Here is a 20,571-nt window from a genome sequence, read left to right as displayed (position 1 = left end):
TATTAGCTCTAAGTATTGTGGCAATATCAACAAACTAAGACCCTAAGGCAGTCGATATAAGTCTTTAATATGGAGTAAGTTAAAGTTATTAAGAAATAGTTTTAGCTATTACGCGCAAAGATTGGAGTGACTTGTTACTCAACTGTACTTCGCAATTTGCTAACAAAAGTATTGATTTACTATCTAGAATGATAACGGCAGGCTTAAAAAATACTCTGCTCTTGTTTCATTAACTCAACAGTGAGAGCGTAAGAATAGAAACAGGAGCTACCACTTCGACTTGTTGAAAAAGGCGGTTTAACACCATAAGTGGCAGCTTAACAAGAACCATCAATTGATTCGCAAGAATTGCTTAAAACTTTTGCTACATCCAGTCGGCATTTCTAATGATACCAACCGCCAGACCTTCAATGGCAAAATTCTGATGCTCTAAATCCACTTCAATAGCTTGAAACTCATCATTTTCAGCATGCAAAAGAACCTTTTTTCCTTGCTTCTCAAGACGCTTTACAGTGACGTCATCTTCCACTCTAGCCACAACTACCTGGCCATTCTCTGCTAACTGAGTGCTATGAACAGCAAGTAGATCGCCGTCCAATATACCAATATCCTTCATACTCATACCATTTACCCGAAGCAAATAATCAGCATGAGGCTTAAATAATGCGGCATCAACATGACAATGTGATTCAACATGCTGCTGAGCTAGAATAGGTTCCCCTGCGGCAACACGGCCAATAACGGGTAGACCAAGCTCCTCTTCTTCCTCTTCAACCAAACGTATACCACGACTCGCACCTGGAACCATTTCTATAACACCTTTTTTAGCAAGCGCTTTTAGGTGTTCCTCTGCTGCATTAGCGCTCTTAAACCCCAAAGCATCGGCAATTTCAGCACGAGTTGGAGGCATGCCAGTATCTTTTATAAAAACTTTTATTAACTCAAAGATCTGTTCTTGACGTTTAGTAAGCGGTCGCATTAACTGGTATTCCATACAGTGGTTTATTTACTGTAAGTATATACAGCCAAGAAAAAATCGCAAATGTTTATTGCTCAGATATTTAGCAAATCATGAGGAGTGATTAAACCATAATACAAAATAGTATACATGCTATCAGACTGGCACGTTGAGGATAAGGAAAACCCAGCTAAGGAGATACCAGCCTGTGGATAGGTATATTACCAGCGTGGGTTCATTGCGACCAAAGCAACGCTTTGCAGCGCAATGAACGCGAGGGTGACGAGAAACCGAAGCACTGCTTCGCAGTTCGAGGAAGTGAGCGCAAGGATGCGCGAAGGGGAGATACTACATGGGTGAACTGCGACCGAAGCACCGCTTCGCAGTGCAGTGAACGCGAGATATGGATACCGAGCCGGAAGCCCTCCACAGGGATGTGTGCCCAAAGGTCGCCTACCTGGTAGGCGCGGGTTTACCCCGCGCTTTTTATTGTGCGCTAAACGCAAAAAACCCCGACTCTTTCGAATCGGGGTTTGACGTACAAGGAAGTACTAATGTCGATGAGATTTATGGATGAATGCCTTTCATCGACCTCTTAATAAGGCCCTGGCTCGCGACGAAGTAGGATGTTCTCATTCTTTTCATAGAGAGACACATGGGTGAACTGCGGCCGAAGCACCGCTTCGCAGTGCAGTGAACGCGAGGGTGACGAGAAACCGAAGCAACGCTTCGCAGTTCGAGGAAGTGAGCGCAAGGATGCGCGAAGGGGAGGTACTACATGGAAGTACTTTACTCCAAACGCAAAAAACCCGCTGCATTGCTGCAGCGGGTTTCTCTTATAAGGCCCTGGCGATGTTCTACTTTCACATGGGAAGCCCACACTATCATCGACGCTGTTTTGTTTCACTTCTGAGTTCGGCATGGAGTCAGGTGGTTCCAAAACGCTATAGTCACCAGGAAATTCGGTGTATCAATGAGGTCGCCCTCATTAATTAAAATCTGGAAAAAACTGCTTAAATTCTTTGTCTTCGTCGCGGTCTAAAACCGCTGCTACTTTAGTATCTTATCAACTTCTGTCGCTAAACCACTTTGGCGTTGTATGGTTAAGCCTCACGGGTAATTAGTACAGGTTAGCTTAATGGCTCGCACCACTTCCACATCCTGCCTATCAACGTTGTCGTCTTCAACGGCCCTTTAGTGGAGTTAAACTCCAAGTGAGAACTCATCTCGAGGCCTGCTTCGCGCTTAGATGCTTTCAGCGCTTATCAGTTCCGAACGTAGCTACCGGGCAATGCTATTGGCATAACAACCCGAACACCAGCGGTTCGTCCACTCCGGTCCTCTCGTACTAGGAGCAGCCCCTCTCAATTCTCAAACGCCCACGGCAGATAGGGACCGAACTGTCTCACGACGTTCTAAACCCAGCTCGCGTACCACTTTAAATGGCGAACAGCCATACCCTTGGGACCGACTTCAGCCCCAGGATGTGATGAGCCGACATCGAGGTGCCAAACACCGCCGTCGATATGAACTCTTGGGCGGTATCAGCCTGTTATCCCCGGAGTACCTTTTATCCGTTGAGCGATGGCCCTTCCATTCAGAACCACCGGATCACTATGACCTACTTTCGTACCTGCTCGACGTGTCTGTCTCGCAGTTAAGCTGGCTTCTACCATTACACTAACCGTACGATGTCCGACCGTACTTAGCCAACCTTCGTGCTCCTCCGTTACTCTTTGGGAGGAGACCGCCCCAGTCAAACTACCCACCAGGCACTGTCCTCAATCCCGATCCAGGGACCTAAGTTAGAACATCAACACTACAAGGGTGGTATTTCAAGGTCGGCTCCACACCATCTAGCGACGATGCTTCAAAGCCTCCCACCTATCCTACACATGTAGGGTCAATGTTCAGTGCCAAGCTGTAGTAAAGGTTCACGGGGTCTTTCCGTCTAGCCGCGGGTACACAGCATCTTCACTGCGATTTCAATTTCACTGAGTCTCGGGTGGAGACAGCGTGGCCATGGTTACACCATTCGTGCAGGTCGGAACTTACCCGACAAGGAATTTCGCTACCTTAGGACCGTTATAGTTACGGCCGCCGTTTACCGGGGCTTCGATCAAGAGCTTCGCATACGCTAACCCCATCAATTAACCTTCCGGCACCGGGCAGGTGTCATACCCTATACGTCATCTTACGATTTTGCAGAGTACTGTGTTTTTAATAAACAGTCCCAGCCACCTGGTCACTGCGGCTGACTTCAGCTCCGGGCGCAGGCCCTTCACCTAATGTCAGCGTACCTTCTCCCGAAGTTACGGTACGATTTTGCCTAGTTCCTTCACCCGAGTTCTCTCAAGCGCCTTAGTATTCTCTACCTGACCACCTGTGTCGGTTTAGGGTACGATTCAGTATGAACTGAAGCTTAGAGGCTTTTCCTGGAAGTAGGGCATCAACAACTTCACCACCGTGGTGGCTCGTCTCGGCTCTCAGCCTTAGCGACCCGGATTTTCCTAAGTCACCAGCCTACTGCCTTTCACATGGGCAACCAACGCCATGCTTGCCTAGCCTGCTCCGTCCCCCCATCGCATTCATACTGAGTACGGGAATATTAACCCGTTTCCCATCGACTACGCTCTTCAGCCTCGCCTTAGGGGTCGACTCACCCTACCCTGATTAACATGGGATAGGAACCCTTGGTCTTCCGGCGTGGGAGTTTTTCACTCCCATTATCGTTACTCATGTCAGCATTCGCACTTCTGATATGTCCAGCATGCCTCCCGGCACACCTTCAGCCACTTACAGAACGCTCCCCTACCCCGCAAACTAAGTTTGCAGCCGTAGCTTCGGTGGTATGTTTAGCCCCGTTACATCTTCCGCGCAGGCCGACTCGACTAGTGAGCTATTACGCTTTCTTTAAAGGGTGGCTGCTTCTAAGCCAACCTCCTAGCTGTTTTAGCCTTCCCACATCGTTTCCCACTTAACATACACTTTGGGACCTTAGCTGACGGTCTGGGTTGTTTCCCTCTCCACGATGGACGTTAGCACCCACCGTGTGTCTCCCGGATAGTACTTTACGGTATTCGGAGTTTGCAAAGGGTTGGTAAGTCGGGATGACCCCCTAGCCTTAACAGTGCTCTACCCCCGTAAGTATTCGTCCGAGGCTCTACCTAAATAGATTTCGGGGAGAACCAGCTATCTCCCGGTTTGATTAGCCTTTCACTCCTAGCCACAGGTCATCCCCTAACTTTTCAACGTTAGTGGGTTCGGTCCTCCAGTTGATGTTACTCAACCTTCAACCTGCCCATGGCTAGATCACCGGGTTTCGGGTCTATACCCTGCAACTTAAGCGCCCAGTTAAGACTCGCTTTCGCTACGGCTCCCCTAAATGGTTAACCTCGCTACAGAATATAAGTCGCTGACCCATTATACAAAAGGTACGCAGTCACCCATCACTAAGCTACCTCTGCTTGATTTTGGCGGTTGATCGTCGGCTAACAAGTTAGGTCGACGTTAACGCAATTTCAAACATTGTGCTTACTTAGGAGTTCACCAAAGTAACTTAGTGATGGGCTCCTACTGCTTGTACGTACACGGTTTCAGGTTCTATTTCACTCCCCTCACAGGGGTTCTTTTCGCCTTTCCCTCACGGTACTGGTTCACTATCGGTCAGTTGGGAGTATTTAGCCTTGGAGGATGGTCCCCCCATATTCAGTCAAAGTTTCACGTGCTCCGACCTACTCGATTTCACTGTAAATAAGTTGTCGTGTACGGGACTGTCACCCTGTTTCGTCATACTTTCCAGAATGTTCCACTAACTACATTACAGCTTAAGGGCTAATCCGATTTCGCTCGCCGCTACTTTCGGAATCTCGGTTGATTTCTTTTCCTACGGGTACTTAGATGTTTCAGTTCTCCGCGTTCGCCTCAACAACCTATGTATTCAGTTGTTGATGACCCAAAGGGCCGGGTTTCCCCATTCGGAAATCCTAGTCTCAAGCGCCTCTTACTGGCTCAACTAGGCTTATCGCAAGTTAGTACGTCCTTCATCGCCTCCAACTGCCAAGGCATCCACCGTGTACGCTTAGTCACTTAACCATACAACCCAAAGTGGTTTTGCTTGGTCTTTGTCATTTATACGGCCTTGTCAGCACAATTTACTTGGTCACATAACACGTTATGCTCCCAGCGATAAATTGCTTGACGGCGTTGTCTAAATAACAAATCCACGTCGCAAAATAGTGCATTACATCACTAGTTGTACGTCAAAGACTGATTTAACTTCGCCAGAAGTTAATATTGAATACTAAAGTAGACGCTAATTAATTATCGAAATAATTAATCGGCATTTTCTTTCGAAAACTCGATAAATAACGTTCGTTATTCATCAGAATTTAATTATCAGCTTTTCCAAATTTTTAAAGAGCAATATCACTCAGCCATCAGGCCAAGCAACAATCATCTGTGTGGACACTTCGAACAAATCAGTTCTAAATCGTATAAGGAGGTGATCCAGCCCCAGGTTCCCCTAGGGCTACCTTGTTACGACTTCACCCCAGTCATGAATCACTCCGTGGTGAACGTCCCCCCTAAGGTTAGACTATCCACTTCTGGAGCAACCCACTCCCATGGTGTGACGGGCGGTGTGTACAAGGCCCGGGAACGTATTCACCGCAGCATTCTGATCTGCGATTACTAGCGATTCCGACTTCATGGAGTCGAGTTGCAGACTCCAATCCGGACTACGACAGGCTTTAAGGGATTCGCTCACTATCGCTAGCTCGCTGCTCTCTGTACCTGCCATTGTAGCACGTGTGTAGCCCTACACGTAAGGGCCATGATGACTTGACGTCGTCCCCACCTTCCTCCGGTTTATCACCGGCAGTCTCCTTAGAGTTCCCGACCGAATCGCTGGCAACTAAGGATAGGGGTTGCGCTCGTTGCGGGACTTAACCCAACATCTCACAACACGAGCTGACGACAGCCATGCAGCACCTGTCTCAGAGTTCCCGAAGGCACCAAACTATCTCTAGTAAGTTCTCTGGATGTCAAGTGTAGGTAAGGTTCTTCGCGTTGCATCGAATTAAACCACATGCTCCACCGCTTGTGCGGGCCCCCGTCAATTCATTTGAGTTTTAACCTTGCGGCCGTACTCCCCAGGCGGTCTACTTAATGCGTTAGCTTTGGAAAACAGTCCCGAAAGACCGAGCTCCTAGTAGACATCGTTTACGGCGTGGACTACCAGGGTATCTAATCCTGTTTGCTCCCCACGCTTTCGTACATGAGCGTCAGTGTTGACCCAGGTGGCTGCCTTCGCCATCGGTATTCCTTCAGATCTCTACGCATTTCACCGCTACACCTGAAATTCTACCACCCTCTATCACACTCTAGCTTGCCAGTTCGAAATGCTGTTCCCAGGTTGAGCCCGGGGCTTTCACATCTCGCTTAACAAACCGCCTGCGTACGCTTTACGCCCAGTAATTCCGATTAACGCTCGCACCCTCCGTATTACCGCGGCTGCTGGCACGGAGTTAGCCGGTGCTTCTTCTGTCAGTAACGTCACAGCTAGCAGGTATTAACTACTAACCTTTCCTCCTGACTGAAAGTGCTTTACAACCCGAAGGCCTTCTTCACACACGCGGCATGGCTGCATCAGGCTTGCGCCCATTGTGCAATATTCCCCACTGCTGCCTCCCGTAGGAGTCTGGACCGTGTCTCAGTTCCAGTGTGGCTGATCATCCTCTCAAACCAGCTAGGGATCGTCGCCTTGGTAAGCCATTACCTTACCAACTAGCTAATCCCACTTGGGCCAATCTAAAGGCGAGAGCTAAAAGCCCCCTTTGCTCCGTAGAGATTATGCGGTATTAGCCGTCGTTTCCAACGGTTGTCCCCCACCTCAAGGCATGTTCCCAAGCATTACTCACCCGTCCGCCGCTCGTCATCTTCTAGCAAGCTAGAAATGTTACCGCTCGACTTGCATGTGTTAGGCCTGCCGCCAGCGTTCAATCTGAGCCATGATCAAACTCTTCAATTAAAAGTTTTTTGAAACCGAAGTTTCAGCTCAATGAATTCTGATTGTTTGTTTCTACTTTTAAAAAAGTAAAATCAAAACGAATTGACTATATAGTCACTCAGTTACAATTGAGACTCTAAATTTGTTTGCGTCCCTACCGAAGTAGTTCTGCTGTTAGAACTCAATCTGTACGAGTGCCCACACAGATGATTGCTTCATATTGTTAAAGAACGTTTCGAGCCACTTTCGCGTCTCGAGGGCTGTGCATTTTACTCAACCCCGTTTTGTTGTCAACACTTAATTTTGAATTTCTTTTGCAAGTTTCAAAGTTCAGTTTTACTTGACTCACCTGACTCGTTTGATTGCTTGTTTGTAAGCATTGTGCCGTGTCAGTGGGTGCGCATTATAGGGAGAATCGAAAACGATGCAACCCCTTTTTTAAAGAAAACTTAGAAAAACAGATCGTTCGTATGAAAATACAGCTAAACAGGCCAATATTAACCATTATGTCGCAAGAATAGATCCTTCTAATTACATTTAACTTTGAAAAGGAGCTTAGTAGGTAGTTAGTAATGAAGAGGAATAGCTTGAAAAGATTTATTTATATGTAGGAAAAGAAAAAGCCGAGCAATAGCTCGGCTTTTTTGTGTTTTACAACACTAATTACTCTGCAGACTGCGCGTCTTCTTGAACTTCTTCAGTCGCTGGGCGATCTAGTAGTTCAATGTAAGCCATTGGCGCGTTGTCACCTGTACGGAAGCCACACTTAAGAATACGAGTGTAACCACCTTGACGATCCGCGAAACGAGGACCAATCTCAGAGAACAATTTACCAACTACTTCTTTATCACGCGTGCGAGCAAACGCTAAACGACGGTTTGCTACGCTGTCAGTCTTAGCCAGTGTGATTAAAGGTTCAATTACACGGCGCAGCTCTTTTGCTTTAGGCAAAGTTGTTTTGATGACTTCGTGCTTCACCAAAGAACCAGCCATGTTGCTGAACATCGCTTTGCGATGGCTGCTGTTACGGTTTAATTGACGACCACTCTTACGATGGCGCATGACCCTATCCTTCTAACTAAACTAATATAGTAACTTAGATTACTCAGCCAAACTTGCAGGTGGCCAGTTTTCTAGGCGCATACCTAGAGATAGACCACGTGAAGCTAGCACGTCTTTAATTTCAGTTAGAGACTTCTTACCAAGGTTTGGTGTTTTCAGAAGCTCAACTTCAGTACGTTGTACTAAGTCACCGATATATTGAATTTGCTCGGCTTTCAGACAGTTTGCAGAACGTACAGTTAGTTCTAAGTCATCAACTGGGCGAAGTAGAATAGGATCAAACTCTGGCTTCTCTTCTTTCTCTTCTGGCTCAGAAACATCACGCAAATCTACGAATGCGTCTAATTGCTCAGCTAGAATAGTCGACGCACGACGGATCGCTTCTTCAGGATCCAAGGTGCCGTTCGTTTCCATATCGATGATTAGTTTATCTAAATCTGTACGCTGCTCAACACGAGCTGACTCAACCGAGTACGCAATACGCTCAACCGGGCTGAATGATGCATCTAGCAACAAACGGCCGATTGGACGCTCATCGTCATCAGAGGATAAACGACTAGACGCCGGTACATAACCGCGACCACGCTCAACACGAATGCGCATGCTGATTTCGCTATTGTCAGTCGTTAAGTGACAAATCACATGCTCTGGGTTGGCGATAGTCACATCTCCGTCGTGCTGGATATCAGCCGCAGTCACAGGGCCTACACCAGACTTAGTCAGGGTAAGGAAAACTTCATCTTTACCTTCTAGAGATACCGCTAAACCTTTAAGGTTAAGCAGAATTTCAATGATGTCTTCTTGTACGCCTTCTTTCGCGCTGTACTCGTGCAATACGCCGTCAATTTCAACTTCTGTCACAGCGCAACCAGGCATTGATGAAAGAAGTATACGACGTAGAGCGTTACCTAGTGTGTGACCAAAGCCACGCTCTAGAGGCTCTAAAACAACTTTAGAACGCGTTGAGCTTACAGCGTCGATATCGACTAATCTTGGTTTTAGGAATTCGGTTACAGAACCCTGCATTTTATCCTCTCTTAACTCTTAACTTTACTTCGAGTAAAGTTCGACGATTAGTTGTTCGTTAATGTCCGCAGACAGATCAGAACGCTCTGGTAGACGCTTGAAAGTGCCTTCCATTTTCTTACCGTCAACTTCAATCCAAGTTGGCTTTTCACGTTGCTCAGCCAACTCTAGAGCAGCGATGATACGCGCTTGCTTTTTAGACTTCTCACGAATTACTACTACATCTTCAGGAGTAACTACGAAAGAAGGGATATTAACAACACGACCATTAACCATAATCGCTTTGTGGCTTACTAGCTGACGTGCTTCAGCACGTGTGCTTGCAAAACCCATGCGATATACAACATTGTCTAGACGTTGCTCTAGAAGCTGTAACAAGTTTTCACCTGTGTTACCTTTAAGGCGAGCAGCTTCTTTATAGTAGTTACGGAATTGCTTCTCAAGTACACCGTAGATACGACGAACTTTTTGCTTTTCACGTAGCTGTAGACCGTAGTCAGATAGACGACCTTTACGAGCGCCATGCTGACCTGGTGCTGTTTCAAGTTTACACTTCGAGTCGATAGCTCTTACGCCGCTCTTAAGGAACAGGTCAGTACCTTCACGACGACTTAGCTTGAGCTTAGGGCCCAAATATCTTGCCATGTTCTTTCTCCTAACCTATTGTTATACGCGACGTTTCTTCGGTGGACGACAACCATTGTGTGGAATTGGCGTCACGTCAGTGATATTAGTGATACGGAAACCAGCAGCATTCAATGCACGAACAGCAGACTCACGGCCTGGACCTGGACCTTTAATGAATACTTCTAGGTTCTTAAGACCGTACTCTTGTGCAGCAACACCTGCACGCTCCGCAGCAACCTGTGCAGCGAATGGAGTAGACTTACGAGAACCACGGAAACCTGAACCACCTGCAGTCGCCCAAGAAAGAGCATTACCTTGACGGTCAGTGATGGTCACAATAGTGTTGTTGAATGACGCATGAACGTGAGCCATACCGTCAGCAACTTGCTTTTTGACCTTTTTACGACGAATTGGTGCTTTTGCCATAACTTACCTCACCTTATCTCTTGATAGGCTTGCGTGGACCCTTACGAGTACGCGCGTTAGTCTTAGTACGCTGACCACGTAGTGGAAGCGAACGACGGTGACGTAAGCCACGGAAACAACCAAGGTCCATAAGACGCTTGATGTTTAATGTAACTTCACGACGAAGATCACCTTCAACAGTGTACTTGCCCACTTCTTCACGAAGTGTATCAAGTGTTTCGTCATTTAATTCGCCGATTTTAGTTGTTTCAGCGATACCTGTCGCAGCTAAGATCGCCTTAGCGCGAGTTTTACCTACACCATAGATGCTTGTTAAACCAATAACAGCATGCTTATGGTCAGGAACGTTAATGCCTGCGATACGGGCCACTAACATATCTCCTATACTATAAACTTGATCATCGTCTTGTTGGAAAGCCCGTATAGGATACCCAACCGACATTCAAGTTTTACCAAAGAAACAGGCTAAGTAAAATTACTCAGCCTGCACGACTTAATTTGCTTAGCCTTGCCTTTGCTTGTGCTTTGGCTCACTGCAAATTACACGTACAACACCTGCACGCTTGATAACTTTGCAGTTACGGCAAATTTTCTTAACGGAAGCACGTACTTTCATTACTCAACTCCGTAAACTGACCTTATCGGCCGTAGCCTTTAAGGTTCGCTTTTTTCAGCACAGAATCATACTGATGTGACATCATATGAGTCTGTACTTGTGCCATAAAGTCCATGATGACAACAACGATAATCAAAATCGATGTACCGCCGAAGTAGAATGGCGTTTGCCATGCCATAGTCATAAACTCGGGCACCAGACAGATAAAGGTTATATACAAAGCGCCTGCCAATGTCAGACGTGTCATCACTTTATCAATGTATTTAGATGTCTGCTCACCTGGACGAATGCCTGGAATAAAAGCGCCAGATTTTTTCAGGTTATCTGCTGTCTCACGCGGGTTAAATACCAACGCAGTGTAGAAAAAGCAGAAGAAGATAATAGCCGCGGCTAGTACCATCGCATACAGAGGTTGACCAGGAGTCAACACTGCTGAGATAGCTTGTAGCACGTCAGCGACCGGACCTTCACCTTGACCGAACCAGCTTGCTATTGTACCAGGGAACAAAATGATACTGCTAGCAAAGATTGGTGGAATAACACCCGCCATATTAACTTTAAGCGGTAAGTGTGTGCTTTGTGCAGCGAACACTTGACGCCCTTGTTGACGCTTCGCGTAGTTAACAACGATACGACGCTGTCCACGTTCGAAGAATACAACCATATAAGTTACAGCGAATACGATTACCGCAATCAATAACAATGCTAATATGTGCAGATCACCTTGGCGCGCCATTTCTGCTGTCGAACCAATTGCAGACGGCAGGTTAGCTACAATACCAACAAAAATCAGAACTGAGATACCGTTACCGATACCACGCTCTGTAATTTGTTCGCCCAACCACATTAGGAACATGGTTCCTGTGACTAAGCTCACTACCGCTGTGAAATAAAAGCCAAAGCCTGGATTCACAACGAGGCCTTCCATCATATTAGGGAGACCAGTAGCGATACCTATTGATTGGAATGTAGCAAGCACAAGCGTACCATAACGCGTATACTGGCTTATTTTCTTACGCCCTTGCTCACCTTCTTTCTTAAGCTCTATCATCGCAGGATGTATGTGCGTTAATAGCTGCATAATAATCGAAGCCGAGATGTACGGCATAATACCTAGAGCCAATACCGATGCACGCTCAAGCGCACCACCGCTGAACATGTTGAACATTTCAACAATGGTGCCCTTTTGTTGCTCGAAGAATTCGGCAAGTACAGCGGCGTCAATCCCAGGGATCGGCACAAAAGAGCCTAGACGGTAAATAATGATAGCACCCAATACAAATAGTAATCGGCGCTTCAGTTCCGAAAGCCCACTTTGTGCACTTTGCATATCTTGACCTGGTTTAGCCATAGCGTACTTCCTTAGTCTTCTACCTTGCCTCCGGCAGCTTCGATAGCTTCGCGTGCACCTTTAGACACTTTAATGCCTTTAACGGTAACAGCGCGTGAAACTTCGCCAGATTTTACAACTTTAACGAACTGGATGTTCTTTTTAATGATACCAGCTGCCTGTAACGCGTTCATATCTACCACATCGCCTTCAACTTTAGCGATTTCGTATAGATTTACTTCTTTAGACACAAGAGACTTGCGTGAAGTGAAACCAAACTTTGGTAGACGTTGTTGCATAGGCATTTGACCGCCTTCGAAACCAACGCGTACTTTACCACCAGAACGTGATTTTTGACCTTTGTGACCACGACCACCAGTCTTACCAAGACCAGAACCGATACCACGGCCAACACGCTTACCAGCGGCTTTTGAACCTGCAGCAGGTGAAAGTGTATTCAAGTTCATCGAATTACCCCTCAACCTTAACCATGTAAGAAACTTGGTTGATCATACCGCGAACTGCTGGCGTGTCTTCTAGCTCAACAGTGTGGTTGATACGACGTAAACCAAGGCCACGTAATGTAGCTTTATGTTTCGGTAAACGACCGATTGAGCTACGTACTTGAGTTACTTTTACTGTATTTGCCATGGTGTCTTACCCCAAGATTTCGTCAACGCTAAGACCACGCTTCGCTGCAATACCTTGTGGAGAATTCATGTTCTCTAGGGCTGCAATCGTTGCGCGAACGATGTTGATCGGGTTAGTTGAACCGTATGCTTTAGATAGTACGTTTTGTACGCCAGTCACTTCTAGTACTGCACGCATCGCACCACCGGCGATGATACCTGTACCTTCAGATGCAGGCTGCATGTAAACTTTAGAACCCGCGTGGCGACCCTTGATAGGGTGCTGTAACGTGTTACCGTTTAGTTCAACAGAGATCATGTTGCGACGTGCTTTTTCCATTGCTTTTTGAATAGCAGCAGGAACTTCACGTGCTTTACCATAACCAAAACCTACTTTACCCGCGCCATCACCAACTACTGTTAGTGCAGTGAAGCTAAAGATACGACCACCTTTAACCACTTTAGACACACGGTTTACCGCGATTAGCTTTTCAGCCAATTCAGGCTGTGCTTGCTTTGCTTCTACGTTAGCCATTGTCTACTCCTAGAATTGCAGACCGGCTTCACGCGCAGCATCAGCTAGCGCCTTCACTCGGCCGTGATATTTAAAGCCACTGCGATCAAAAGCGATTTTCTCAACGCCTTTGTCAGCTACGCGCTCAGCGATTGCTTTACCAACTGCTTGAGCCGCTTCGATGTTGCCTGTGCCTTTAACTGTTTCAGCAATTGCTTTTTCAACAGTAGAAGCAGCAGCCAGTACAGTACCCTCAGCGTTAACTACCTGAGCGTACATGTGACGTGGCGTGCGGTGGATAACAAGACGTGTTTGGCCTTGTTCGATAATATTTCTACGAGTGCGCTTAGCACGACGTAGACGAGCTGATTTCTTATCCATCGTCTTACCTTACTTCTTCTTAGCCTCTTTACGACGCACATATTCGTCTGCGTAACGAACACCTTTACCTTTGTAAGGCTCTGGTTGACGATACGCGCGAATGTTAGCTGCTGTTTGACCAACAAGCTGCTTATCTGCGCCTTTAACAACAATTTCAGTTTGGCTTGGTGCTTCGATTGTGATGCCCTCAGGGATCTCGAAGTTCACCGGGTGAGAGAAGCCAAGAGTTAAGTCTAATACTTTACCCTTAACTGCCGCACGGTAACCAACACCTACTAGTTGTAGTTTCTTTTCAAAACCTTCGTTAACACCGTTGATCATGTTGTTGATCAATGCACGTGCTGTACCTGCTTGAGCCCAAGCATTTGCAACTTCACGTGGCGCAGTAGTAATAACGTTATCGTTAAGTGAAACTTCAACCGCATCGTTGATTGTGCGAGTTAATTCACCGTTTTTGCCCTTAACTTTGATGTCCTGGCCGTTAATTGTAACTTCAACACCGGCAGGAACATTGATTGGAGCCTTCGCTATACGAGACATAGTTCCCCTCCGATTAAGCTACAAAGCCAATGATTTCACCACCAACACCAGCGTTACGCGCAGCGCGGTCTGTCATCAGGCCTTTAGAAGTTGATACGATAGCGATACCTAGACCACCCATTACCTTAGGTAATTGGTCACGTTTCTTGTAGATACGTAGACCAGGGCGGCTAACACGCTGGATGTTTTCGATTACAGCTTTGCCTTCGAAGTACTTAAGTTCGATAGTCAATTCTGCTTTTACGTCGCCAGATACAGAGAAGTCTGTGATGTAACCTTCATCTTTTAGTACCTTAGCAACAGCTACTTTCAGCTTTGAAGTTGGCATAGTAACTGATACCTTCTTCGCAGACTGACCGTTACGGATACGTGTGAACAAATCCGCAATTGGATCTTGCAAGCTCATGTCTTACTCCCGTGATTCTATTACCAGCTAGCCTTTTTAAGGCCAGGAATTTCACCGCGCATCGCTGCTTCGCGCACTTTAATACGGCTTAAGCCGAATTTGCGAAGGTAACCGTGTGGGCGGCCCGTAATGTTACAACGATTACGTTGACGTGAAGGGCTAGAATCGCGTGGTAAAGTCTGAAGCTTTAACACTGCATCCCAACGCTCATCATCTGATGCGTTAACATCGCTGATGATAGCTTTTAACGCAGCACGCTTTTCAGCATACTGAGCTACTAATTTAGCACGTTTTACGTCACGTGCTTTCATTGAATTCTTTGCCATAACCCTACCCTTACTTTTTAAATGGGAAGTTGAACGCTTCTAACAACGCACGGCCTTCATCATCTGTTTGTGCAGAAGTAGTGATTGTGATGTCCATACCGCGTACACGGTCTACTTTATCATAATCAATTTCTGGGAAGATGATTTGTTCACGTACGCCCATAGAGTAGTTACCGCGACCGTCAAAAGACTTTGCGCTAACACCGCGGAAGTCACGAATACGTGGCATCGCGATAGAGACTAAACGCTCTAGGAAATCCCACATACGCTCGCCGCGTAGGGTTACTTTACAGCCAATTGGGTAACCTTCACGGATCTTAAAGCCTGCAACTGATTTACGAGCTTTAGTCACTAAAGGTTTCTGACCAGAGATTGCTTCTAGATCTGATACTGCGTTCTCTAGAATCTTCTTGTCAGCTAGGGCTTCGCCCACACCCATGTTAAGTGTGATCTTTTCGATCTGAGGGACTTGCATGACAGAGCCGTAACCGAACTTCTCTTGAAGCTCTTTTACTACTTTGTCTTTGTACACTTCATGCAGTTTCGCCATCGTCTACTCCAACTATTAAATAGTTTTACCGGTAGACTTGAAGAAACGGACTTTTTTACCGTCTTCAAATCTAAAACCTACACGATCTGCTTTACCAGTTTCCTGGTTGAAAATCGCAACGTTTGATACGTCGACAGACGCTTCTTTTTCAATTACACCGCCAGCTTGCTGTAGTTGTGGTACAGGCTTCTGGTGTTTCTTGATAATATTTACGCCTTCAACAAATACTCGGCCAGTCTCAGTTACAACTGAAAGCACTTTACCGCGCTTACCTTTGTCTTTACCGGCTAGTACGATTACTTCGTCATCACGACGGATTTTTGCTGCCATGATCGACTCCTTATAGTACTTCTGGTGCTAGTGAAACGATCTTCATGAACTTTTCAGTACGAAGTTCACGAGTCACAGGGCCGAAGATACGAGTTCCGATCGGCTGTAGGCTATCGTTTAGAATAACTGCAGCATTACTGTCGAAACGGATCAAAGAACCGTCTGGACGACGAACGCCTTTTTTGGTGCGCACAACTACTGCGTTTTTAACATCACCTTTCTTCACTTTGCCGCGAGGAATAGCTTCTTTAACAGAAACTTTAATGATGTCGCCAACCGCTGCGTAGCGACGGTGCGAACCACCTAAGACTTTAATACACTGCACTTTGCGAGCGCCGCTGTTATCAGCAACGTCCAGCTGAGTTTGCATTTGGATCATCTTAATGAGCTCCGGTGTAGTTACAACTCGCCGAGATCTTGTTCAAAATCAAGGCATTTAGGTTAAATTCCACTCAAAAAACTGTGTTTATGTCTTTCAAGGGCGGGCAATTGTACCAGCAATGTCGCGTCAAAGATAGGTCAATTTTTAATTAATTTAGCGCGTTAACGTGACGTACCGATTACAGTTTTGAGATATTGTGGCGAGCAACAAAGAATTCAACAACTTGCACAAATAACAACCAACTCTATTAATTAAGGCTTTGCTTCTAGCTTCACCGAAGTGAATAAATACAAGCAGCTATTGGTAAAAACTCGCCTCAATTCGTTTGCCTTTGCCGCTTTATATAATCAGCAACATTGCTCACCGTATCCAACCAATAGCCATTTTTGGGGTTCTTCAAGTAGCTCACCAGCTCCGCTAGCATCTGTTCATCGACGCTATACCTTCCTTTTTCACCGACATCGTGGCCAGCCAGTATTATCCAACTGTTGTTCACCCGGAGTGTATCTAATAGCGCTTTTAGCTCACTAAAATTCATGCCATCCATTCTTATCCCTGTTAGCTGAGCCAAGTCAGTATAAAAGGGGTGATTAGCCGTTTCATCTAGCCAAGTGCGGCCAGTGACGAAGTGCTTTGCTATTAGGGGCACGTAGCTTTTTACCTTAGCACCACGCCCTACAAAGGTATTACCGCAGGGGTAAGCAAAGCTCCGTGGGGTTACGCCAAAGTGCTGTTTAATATATTTTGAGGTGGTGACTATGTCGCGCTCAATATCGGCTAAGTCCACTTGCTCTAGGCCTTTGCCTTGCGCCCTAAGCCATGGGAAGTTACCAGTGCATAAGTGCTCACTGGTATGGTTTCCTATTTCATGGCCTTGCTTTGCTGCCGCTTGCCATAGCGCTAGCTTCCCTTCTACTCGGGCAGGCATAACATAAAAAGTCGCCTTGACTCGGTGGCGATTCAAAAGCGGTATGCCAATTTCAACTTGACTGGGCCTGGCATCATCAAAGGATAAGCTTATCGCATTACGAGCATTATTAGGATAGCTAAAGTTTTGCTCTGTCGTTGCCGCTATAATATCAAGGCTGTACAGTAGCGTACATAAAGCAAAAGCGATTATTTGACCGCTGATCGGGATGTCGCTTATTTTTACCATCGACTTTCCTTAAAGAGATGAAAACATCCCTAAAGTATATTAAGACTGAGGGTTGGCAAAGTGGTAAATTTTCAACTTGCTTTTTACCCCGGTGACCATCGTAAACAGTACTAATTGAGAGTTTTTAACGATACACTTACCCCCAACAATTAATGAGAAAGACAGCGCTGTGTTGAAGTTAGAAGAATATTATCAGGACGTTATCTTGCTTGCCGAAGGTGGTATGAGCAAAGTGTATCTTGCCACCGATAACAAACTAGGTCGTCGCGTAGCCGTTAAAGTTCTCGAGTTTAGCCAACACACCCAGTCAGATCCTCTCAACGAAGCGCGTTTATTAGCTCGCTTCAATCACCCCAACATAGTACAAATTTACGATGCCTTCGAAAGCGATGGTCAAATAGCTTTGGAAATGGAGTACGTGCAAGGTGCAACCTTACAGCACTATACAAAAACGCATGTATTAACTATTGAGCAAAAAATCGAGCTTCTTAGCGATATCGCCAGTGGCTTGGCTTCAGCCCATAGCCAAAATATTCTCCATTTGGATTTAAAGCCGGGCAATGTTTTAGTGAATGAGCAGGGCACAGCAAAAATAGCCGACTTTGGTATTTCACAATTAGAAGACTGTCAAAGCCTTTGCCCTCACACCAGTTATGGTAGTCTCACCGCAATGTCTCCTGAACAACTTAGGGGTGAAACACTTGATAACCGCAGTGACTTATTCTCATTTGGATTGATTGCATATCAACTATTAGCCGAGCATCACCCTTATAGCGAACAAGCTGACGATGGCAGTGATCAGGCTATTGCTGAACAGATAAAGTTCCAGCCGTTAAAAACCAGCGCTAAGCGTATTTTAGATATACCTCCGGCTCTTGCACAGCTTATCGACCGCTTACTGCAATACGACAAGCAATCTCGCCCAAGCAGCGCCAATGAAGTCAGCCAGCAATTAAAGCAAATTCTGCATTCCTTTAGCTACGATAACAGCGAAGCGACGCTATCACTTGAAGAAATAGAATTACAAAATAAAGCCGCAGAAAAAGCCAAAGCACGGCGTAAACAGGTCGGCATTGCAGCACTTTTCACTTTTCTCGTGTGCTTTGTCGTTGGTGGTTATTGGTATTGGCAGGAAACCAAACCTAAGGTTTATATTGCTGCGCTGCCGATAAAGTTCACTAACTCTTTTCAACTACTTGAAGCGCATCAACAAAACATCGAGTTAGCAATTAACGACGCACTTAAACAACATTTTTTAAGTAACCATGATTACGTCTTCATTTCAGACAGTGAAGTAGAGCAAACACAAAAATTTATTGGTGTTGAAGCACCTTTAAAGGCATTGGGGCGAGCGTTAAATAGTAATGAGCTCGTTACGATAAAACTAGACTGTAATATTCAAAGCTGTGACATCGTTATCGACTTAGTTGATGCGTCTAATGGCGCCTTGATTAATAGTGCGCGAACGATGACCTCGAGCGAAAACTACAGCCATGTTTTTGCTATTACAGCCTCAGCCCTCACTTCACTGACTGGAGGCTCAACTGACTTAGCCACTGGCAATAAAACATTACTAAATAACTACGCTACACTTCATGATGCTAGTTTAGTAAAGGGAGCAGACCGCGCTGCGATAATAAAAGAGTTAACAATGCTGATCGATACAACGCCAGACTTTTTGCCGCTGTATTCACTTTATTCTGAACTTGCAACTCAGTTGTACAGAGATAGCTCAAACGATCAAGTACTTCTAAACTGGGAGCAAGTATTACAGCAAGCCCCTGAGAGATTAAAGGCAAGTACAATTATTCAAACCTCCTACCTCAAGTTTTATGCGTTTGTAAAAGACAAAAGCCGTGCCAAAGGAACTTTTTTAGCAATTCAGAATTCAGTCAAGGACGAGTATCAAAAGCATGCACTGATCAGCATCTACTATAATTTAATAGACGATTACGCTTCGGCACTTCATCACACTGAGCTTGCCTTTGAACTTAGACCCACCTTAAAAGTCATCCGCAATGCAGCCTTGCTCAATATGAAGCTTGGCCAATATGAAGAAGCCTTGCCGTATTTGCGAGCAGCCAGCAACTACGGCCCTGATAACCTAAAAACACTTAAGGCCATTGCCGATATCTCTCTTCTACTTGGCAAGCTCCATGAAGCAAACAAATCTTATGAAGCTCTAGTTAAGCGCTCATATACAAGTACGGCTACCTTCAATAACTATGCCATTGTGTTGATGTTATTAGGTGATTTAGAGCGGGCACTCGAGTTTGCTGAACGAGCCACTCAATTGGCGCCCAGTAATGTAGAAATCTTGCTTAACTACGCAGACATATACTCACTAATGGGCGAGAAGGCGAAAGCCAGTGAAGTGTATCGGCAAATTTTAGCCAGTGATCCAGCAAGCCAAGTTGAAGTCGTGCGCATCCAAGCTCTAGCACACCTAGGTAGGCATCAAGAGGCATTAATAGCAATTGATGAATATTTAGCTGAGTACCCCGATTCCGCTGAAGCTTTTTACGTAAAGTCGTTGATTCAAACGCTGATTGAAGAAAAGTATTCCGCGATTGCTTCACTGAAAAAAAGCATTGATTTAGGCTGGAGCCCATCTTTTTATCGCCTGTCATGGTTCAGGACACTATGTCACTCGCCATCACTTGAATTAAGAATTGGCACAGAACACTACACTTATCTGTGCCAAGTGCAAATTACGAATTAGACTGGTACATCTGGCTCATCAATTATCACCCTTGGATCTTGAGAAAAATAGCGGATTCCCTCATTAATAGTCTCATTCTCAGCAACCAAGCGGAAGTCCACTTTGGAATTATGGTTATGCGTCAACTCCATTGGCATGGCGATCGTCGGTTCTGCCATCAGTTTCTGTAACTGCTCTGATGAAATAGTGTGTTCGAGGCTTACTGCTTGGATCGTCACAGTCACAGAACGATGATCTTTAGAAACTTCGCTACTTAGATTGTAATTAAAGTTGTCTTGCGCCTCAGTAAAAAAAGTACCATTTTCAGCAAAGCTCCAGCCATCTTCATCAGTAACAATCTTATAAGTTAGCTTAGCGCTTTTGCCCTTAGCTATCTTAAGTTCAACTGGTTGATCTTCGTTAGAAAATACCCAATTACCATCCGCTTTTGGTGTCACTGTAATTTCTAGTGAAATAGGATCACTCATTCTTTTATCCTTCGTTTGTTTATAGAGCTATTCGCCCCATCTAAGCACATGAATAGCAGTAATTCTATTACAATCGGTTACAGCTTATAGGCATAAGCCAGTCATATGCTTAC

At 45.6% G+C, this 20,571-nt stretch carries 21 protein-coding genes and 3 rRNA genes; 1 reads left to right on the top strand and 23 read right to left on the bottom strand.

Annotated elements, in window-relative coordinates:
* Positions 1–364: 364 nt before the first annotated feature.
* The 22 genes from lexA to R3P39_RS14665 all read right to left on the bottom strand — a co-directional run bounded on the left by lexA (position 365) and on the right by R3P39_RS14665 (position 17,269).
* The gene (gene lexA, locus R3P39_RS14770; protein WP_336569329.1) at positions 365–979 is read right to left on the bottom strand and encodes a transcriptional repressor LexA; all 615 of its coding nucleotides are present in this window, start codon (positions 977–979) and stop codon (positions 365–367) included.
* An 823-nt stretch (positions 980–1,802) separates the two neighbouring features.
* A 5S ribosomal RNA gene (gene rrf, locus R3P39_RS14765) occupies positions 1,803–1,916 on the bottom strand.
* 141 nt (positions 1,917–2,057) lie between these two features.
* Positions 2,058–5,053: ribosomal RNA gene (locus R3P39_RS14760) — 23S ribosomal RNA — on the bottom strand.
* Positions 5,054–5,455: 402 nt separating this feature from the next.
* Positions 5,456–6,989 (bottom strand): 16S ribosomal RNA (locus tag R3P39_RS14755).
* Together the 16S, 23S and 5S rRNA genes form the textbook arrangement of a ribosomal RNA operon.
* Before the next feature lie 642 nt (positions 6,990–7,631).
* On the bottom strand, positions 7,632–8,030 hold the full coding sequence (gene rplQ, locus R3P39_RS14750) for a 50S ribosomal protein L17 (RefSeq protein ID WP_336568388.1): 399 nt from the start codon (positions 8,028–8,030) through the stop codon (positions 7,632–7,634).
* Between the two features lie 39 nt (positions 8,031–8,069).
* On the bottom strand, positions 8,070–9,056 hold the full coding sequence (locus R3P39_RS14745) for a DNA-directed RNA polymerase subunit alpha (protein ID WP_336568386.1): 987 nt from the start codon (positions 9,054–9,056) through the stop codon (positions 8,070–8,072).
* Positions 9,057–9,080: 24 nt separating this feature from the next.
* Positions 9,081–9,701: a 30S ribosomal protein S4 gene (gene rpsD, locus R3P39_RS14740; protein WP_017218390.1), complete on the bottom strand. Its 621-nt coding sequence runs from the start codon at positions 9,699–9,701 to the stop codon at positions 9,081–9,083.
* A gap of 21 nt (positions 9,702–9,722) precedes the next feature.
* Complete coding sequence (gene rpsK / locus R3P39_RS14735) at positions 9,723–10,109, bottom strand: 30S ribosomal protein S11 (protein WP_336568383.1); 387 nt, start codon at positions 10,107–10,109, stop codon at positions 9,723–9,725.
* A 13-nt stretch (positions 10,110–10,122) separates the two neighbouring features.
* Positions 10,123–10,479, bottom strand: coding sequence for a 30S ribosomal protein S13 (gene rpsM, locus R3P39_RS14730; RefSeq protein ID WP_336569328.1), 357 nt, complete (start codon positions 10,477–10,479; stop codon positions 10,123–10,125).
* A gap of 132 nt (positions 10,480–10,611) precedes the next feature.
* Positions 10,612–10,725, bottom strand: coding sequence for a 50S ribosomal protein L36 (gene rpmJ / locus R3P39_RS14725; protein WP_002959476.1), 114 nt, complete (start codon positions 10,723–10,725; stop codon positions 10,612–10,614).
* Between the two features lie 22 nt (positions 10,726–10,747).
* A complete protein-coding gene (gene secY / locus R3P39_RS14720; protein WP_336568371.1) occupies positions 10,748–12,076 on the bottom strand; it encodes a preprotein translocase subunit SecY in 1,329 nt (442 codons plus the stop codon).
* Between the two features lie 11 nt (positions 12,077–12,087).
* Positions 12,088–12,522 carry a 50S ribosomal protein L15 gene (gene rplO / locus R3P39_RS14715; protein WP_336568370.1) on the bottom strand — a complete coding sequence of 145 codons (435 nt, stop codon included), beginning with the start codon at positions 12,520–12,522 and terminating at the stop codon, positions 12,088–12,090.
* Between the two features lie 4 nt (positions 12,523–12,526).
* Positions 12,527–12,706 carry a 50S ribosomal protein L30 gene (rpmD, locus tag R3P39_RS14710; RefSeq protein ID WP_010378276.1) on the bottom strand — a complete coding sequence of 60 codons (180 nt, stop codon included), beginning with the start codon at positions 12,704–12,706 and terminating at the stop codon, positions 12,527–12,529.
* A gap of 6 nt (positions 12,707–12,712) precedes the next feature.
* The gene (gene rpsE / locus R3P39_RS14705) at positions 12,713–13,219 is read right to left on the bottom strand and encodes a 30S ribosomal protein S5 (RefSeq protein WP_336568364.1); all 507 of its coding nucleotides are present in this window, start codon (positions 13,217–13,219) and stop codon (positions 12,713–12,715) included.
* A gap of 9 nt (positions 13,220–13,228) precedes the next feature.
* A complete protein-coding gene (rplR, locus tag R3P39_RS14700; RefSeq protein WP_336568363.1) occupies positions 13,229–13,579 on the bottom strand; it encodes a 50S ribosomal protein L18 in 351 nt (116 codons plus the stop codon).
* A gap of 9 nt (positions 13,580–13,588) precedes the next feature.
* Positions 13,589–14,119, bottom strand: a complete 531-nt coding sequence (gene rplF / locus R3P39_RS14695) for a 50S ribosomal protein L6 (RefSeq protein ID WP_336568361.1) — start codon at positions 14,117–14,119, stop codon at positions 13,589–13,591.
* Positions 14,120–14,132: 13 nt separating this feature from the next.
* Positions 14,133–14,525 carry a 30S ribosomal protein S8 gene (gene rpsH, locus R3P39_RS14690; RefSeq protein ID WP_336568360.1) on the bottom strand — a complete coding sequence of 131 codons (393 nt, stop codon included), beginning with the start codon at positions 14,523–14,525 and terminating at the stop codon, positions 14,133–14,135.
* 20 nt (positions 14,526–14,545) lie between these two features.
* Entirely contained in the window at positions 14,546–14,851 is a 306-nt protein-coding gene (gene rpsN, locus R3P39_RS14685) for a 30S ribosomal protein S14 (protein ID WP_336568359.1), read from the bottom strand.
* A gap of 10 nt (positions 14,852–14,861) precedes the next feature.
* Positions 14,862–15,401, bottom strand: coding sequence for a 50S ribosomal protein L5 (rplE, locus tag R3P39_RS14680; protein WP_336568358.1), 540 nt, complete (start codon positions 15,399–15,401; stop codon positions 14,862–14,864).
* Positions 15,402–15,416: 15 nt separating this feature from the next.
* A complete protein-coding gene (gene rplX / locus R3P39_RS14675) occupies positions 15,417–15,731 on the bottom strand; it encodes a 50S ribosomal protein L24 (RefSeq protein ID WP_336568357.1) in 315 nt (104 codons plus the stop codon).
* Between the two features lie 10 nt (positions 15,732–15,741).
* Positions 15,742–16,110 (bottom strand): 50S ribosomal protein L14, encoded by a 369-nt coding sequence (gene rplN / locus R3P39_RS14670; protein ID WP_138546586.1) that lies wholly within the window; start codon positions 16,108–16,110, stop codon positions 15,742–15,744.
* Positions 16,111–16,429: 319 nt separating this feature from the next.
* The gene (locus R3P39_RS14665) at positions 16,430–17,269 is read right to left on the bottom strand and encodes a polysaccharide deacetylase family protein (protein WP_336568356.1); all 840 of its coding nucleotides are present in this window, start codon (positions 17,267–17,269) and stop codon (positions 16,430–16,432) included.
* 169 nt (positions 17,270–17,438) lie between these two features.
* On the opposite strand from R3P39_RS14665, the gene R3P39_RS14660 reads away from it, so the two are divergent.
* A complete protein-coding gene (locus R3P39_RS14660; RefSeq protein ID WP_336568355.1) occupies positions 17,439–19,991 on the top strand; it encodes a protein kinase domain-containing protein in 2,553 nt (850 codons plus the stop codon).
* Here the strand turns inward: R3P39_RS14660 and R3P39_RS14655 are convergent.
* Complete coding sequence (locus R3P39_RS14655) at positions 19,988–20,458, bottom strand: hypothetical protein (RefSeq protein ID WP_336568354.1); 471 nt, start codon at positions 20,456–20,458, stop codon at positions 19,988–19,990. The genes R3P39_RS14660 and R3P39_RS14655 overlap by 4 nt on opposite strands.
* Positions 20,459–20,571: the final 113 nt, after the last annotated feature.

The organism is Pseudoalteromonas sp. UG3-2, from assembly GCF_037120705.1.
In the GTDB taxonomy this organism is placed as follows: domain Bacteria; phylum Pseudomonadota; class Gammaproteobacteria; order Enterobacterales; family Alteromonadaceae; genus Pseudoalteromonas.
Note: the sequence above shows the minus strand (reverse complement) of the source record. Positions and strands in the feature narration are given on the sequence as shown.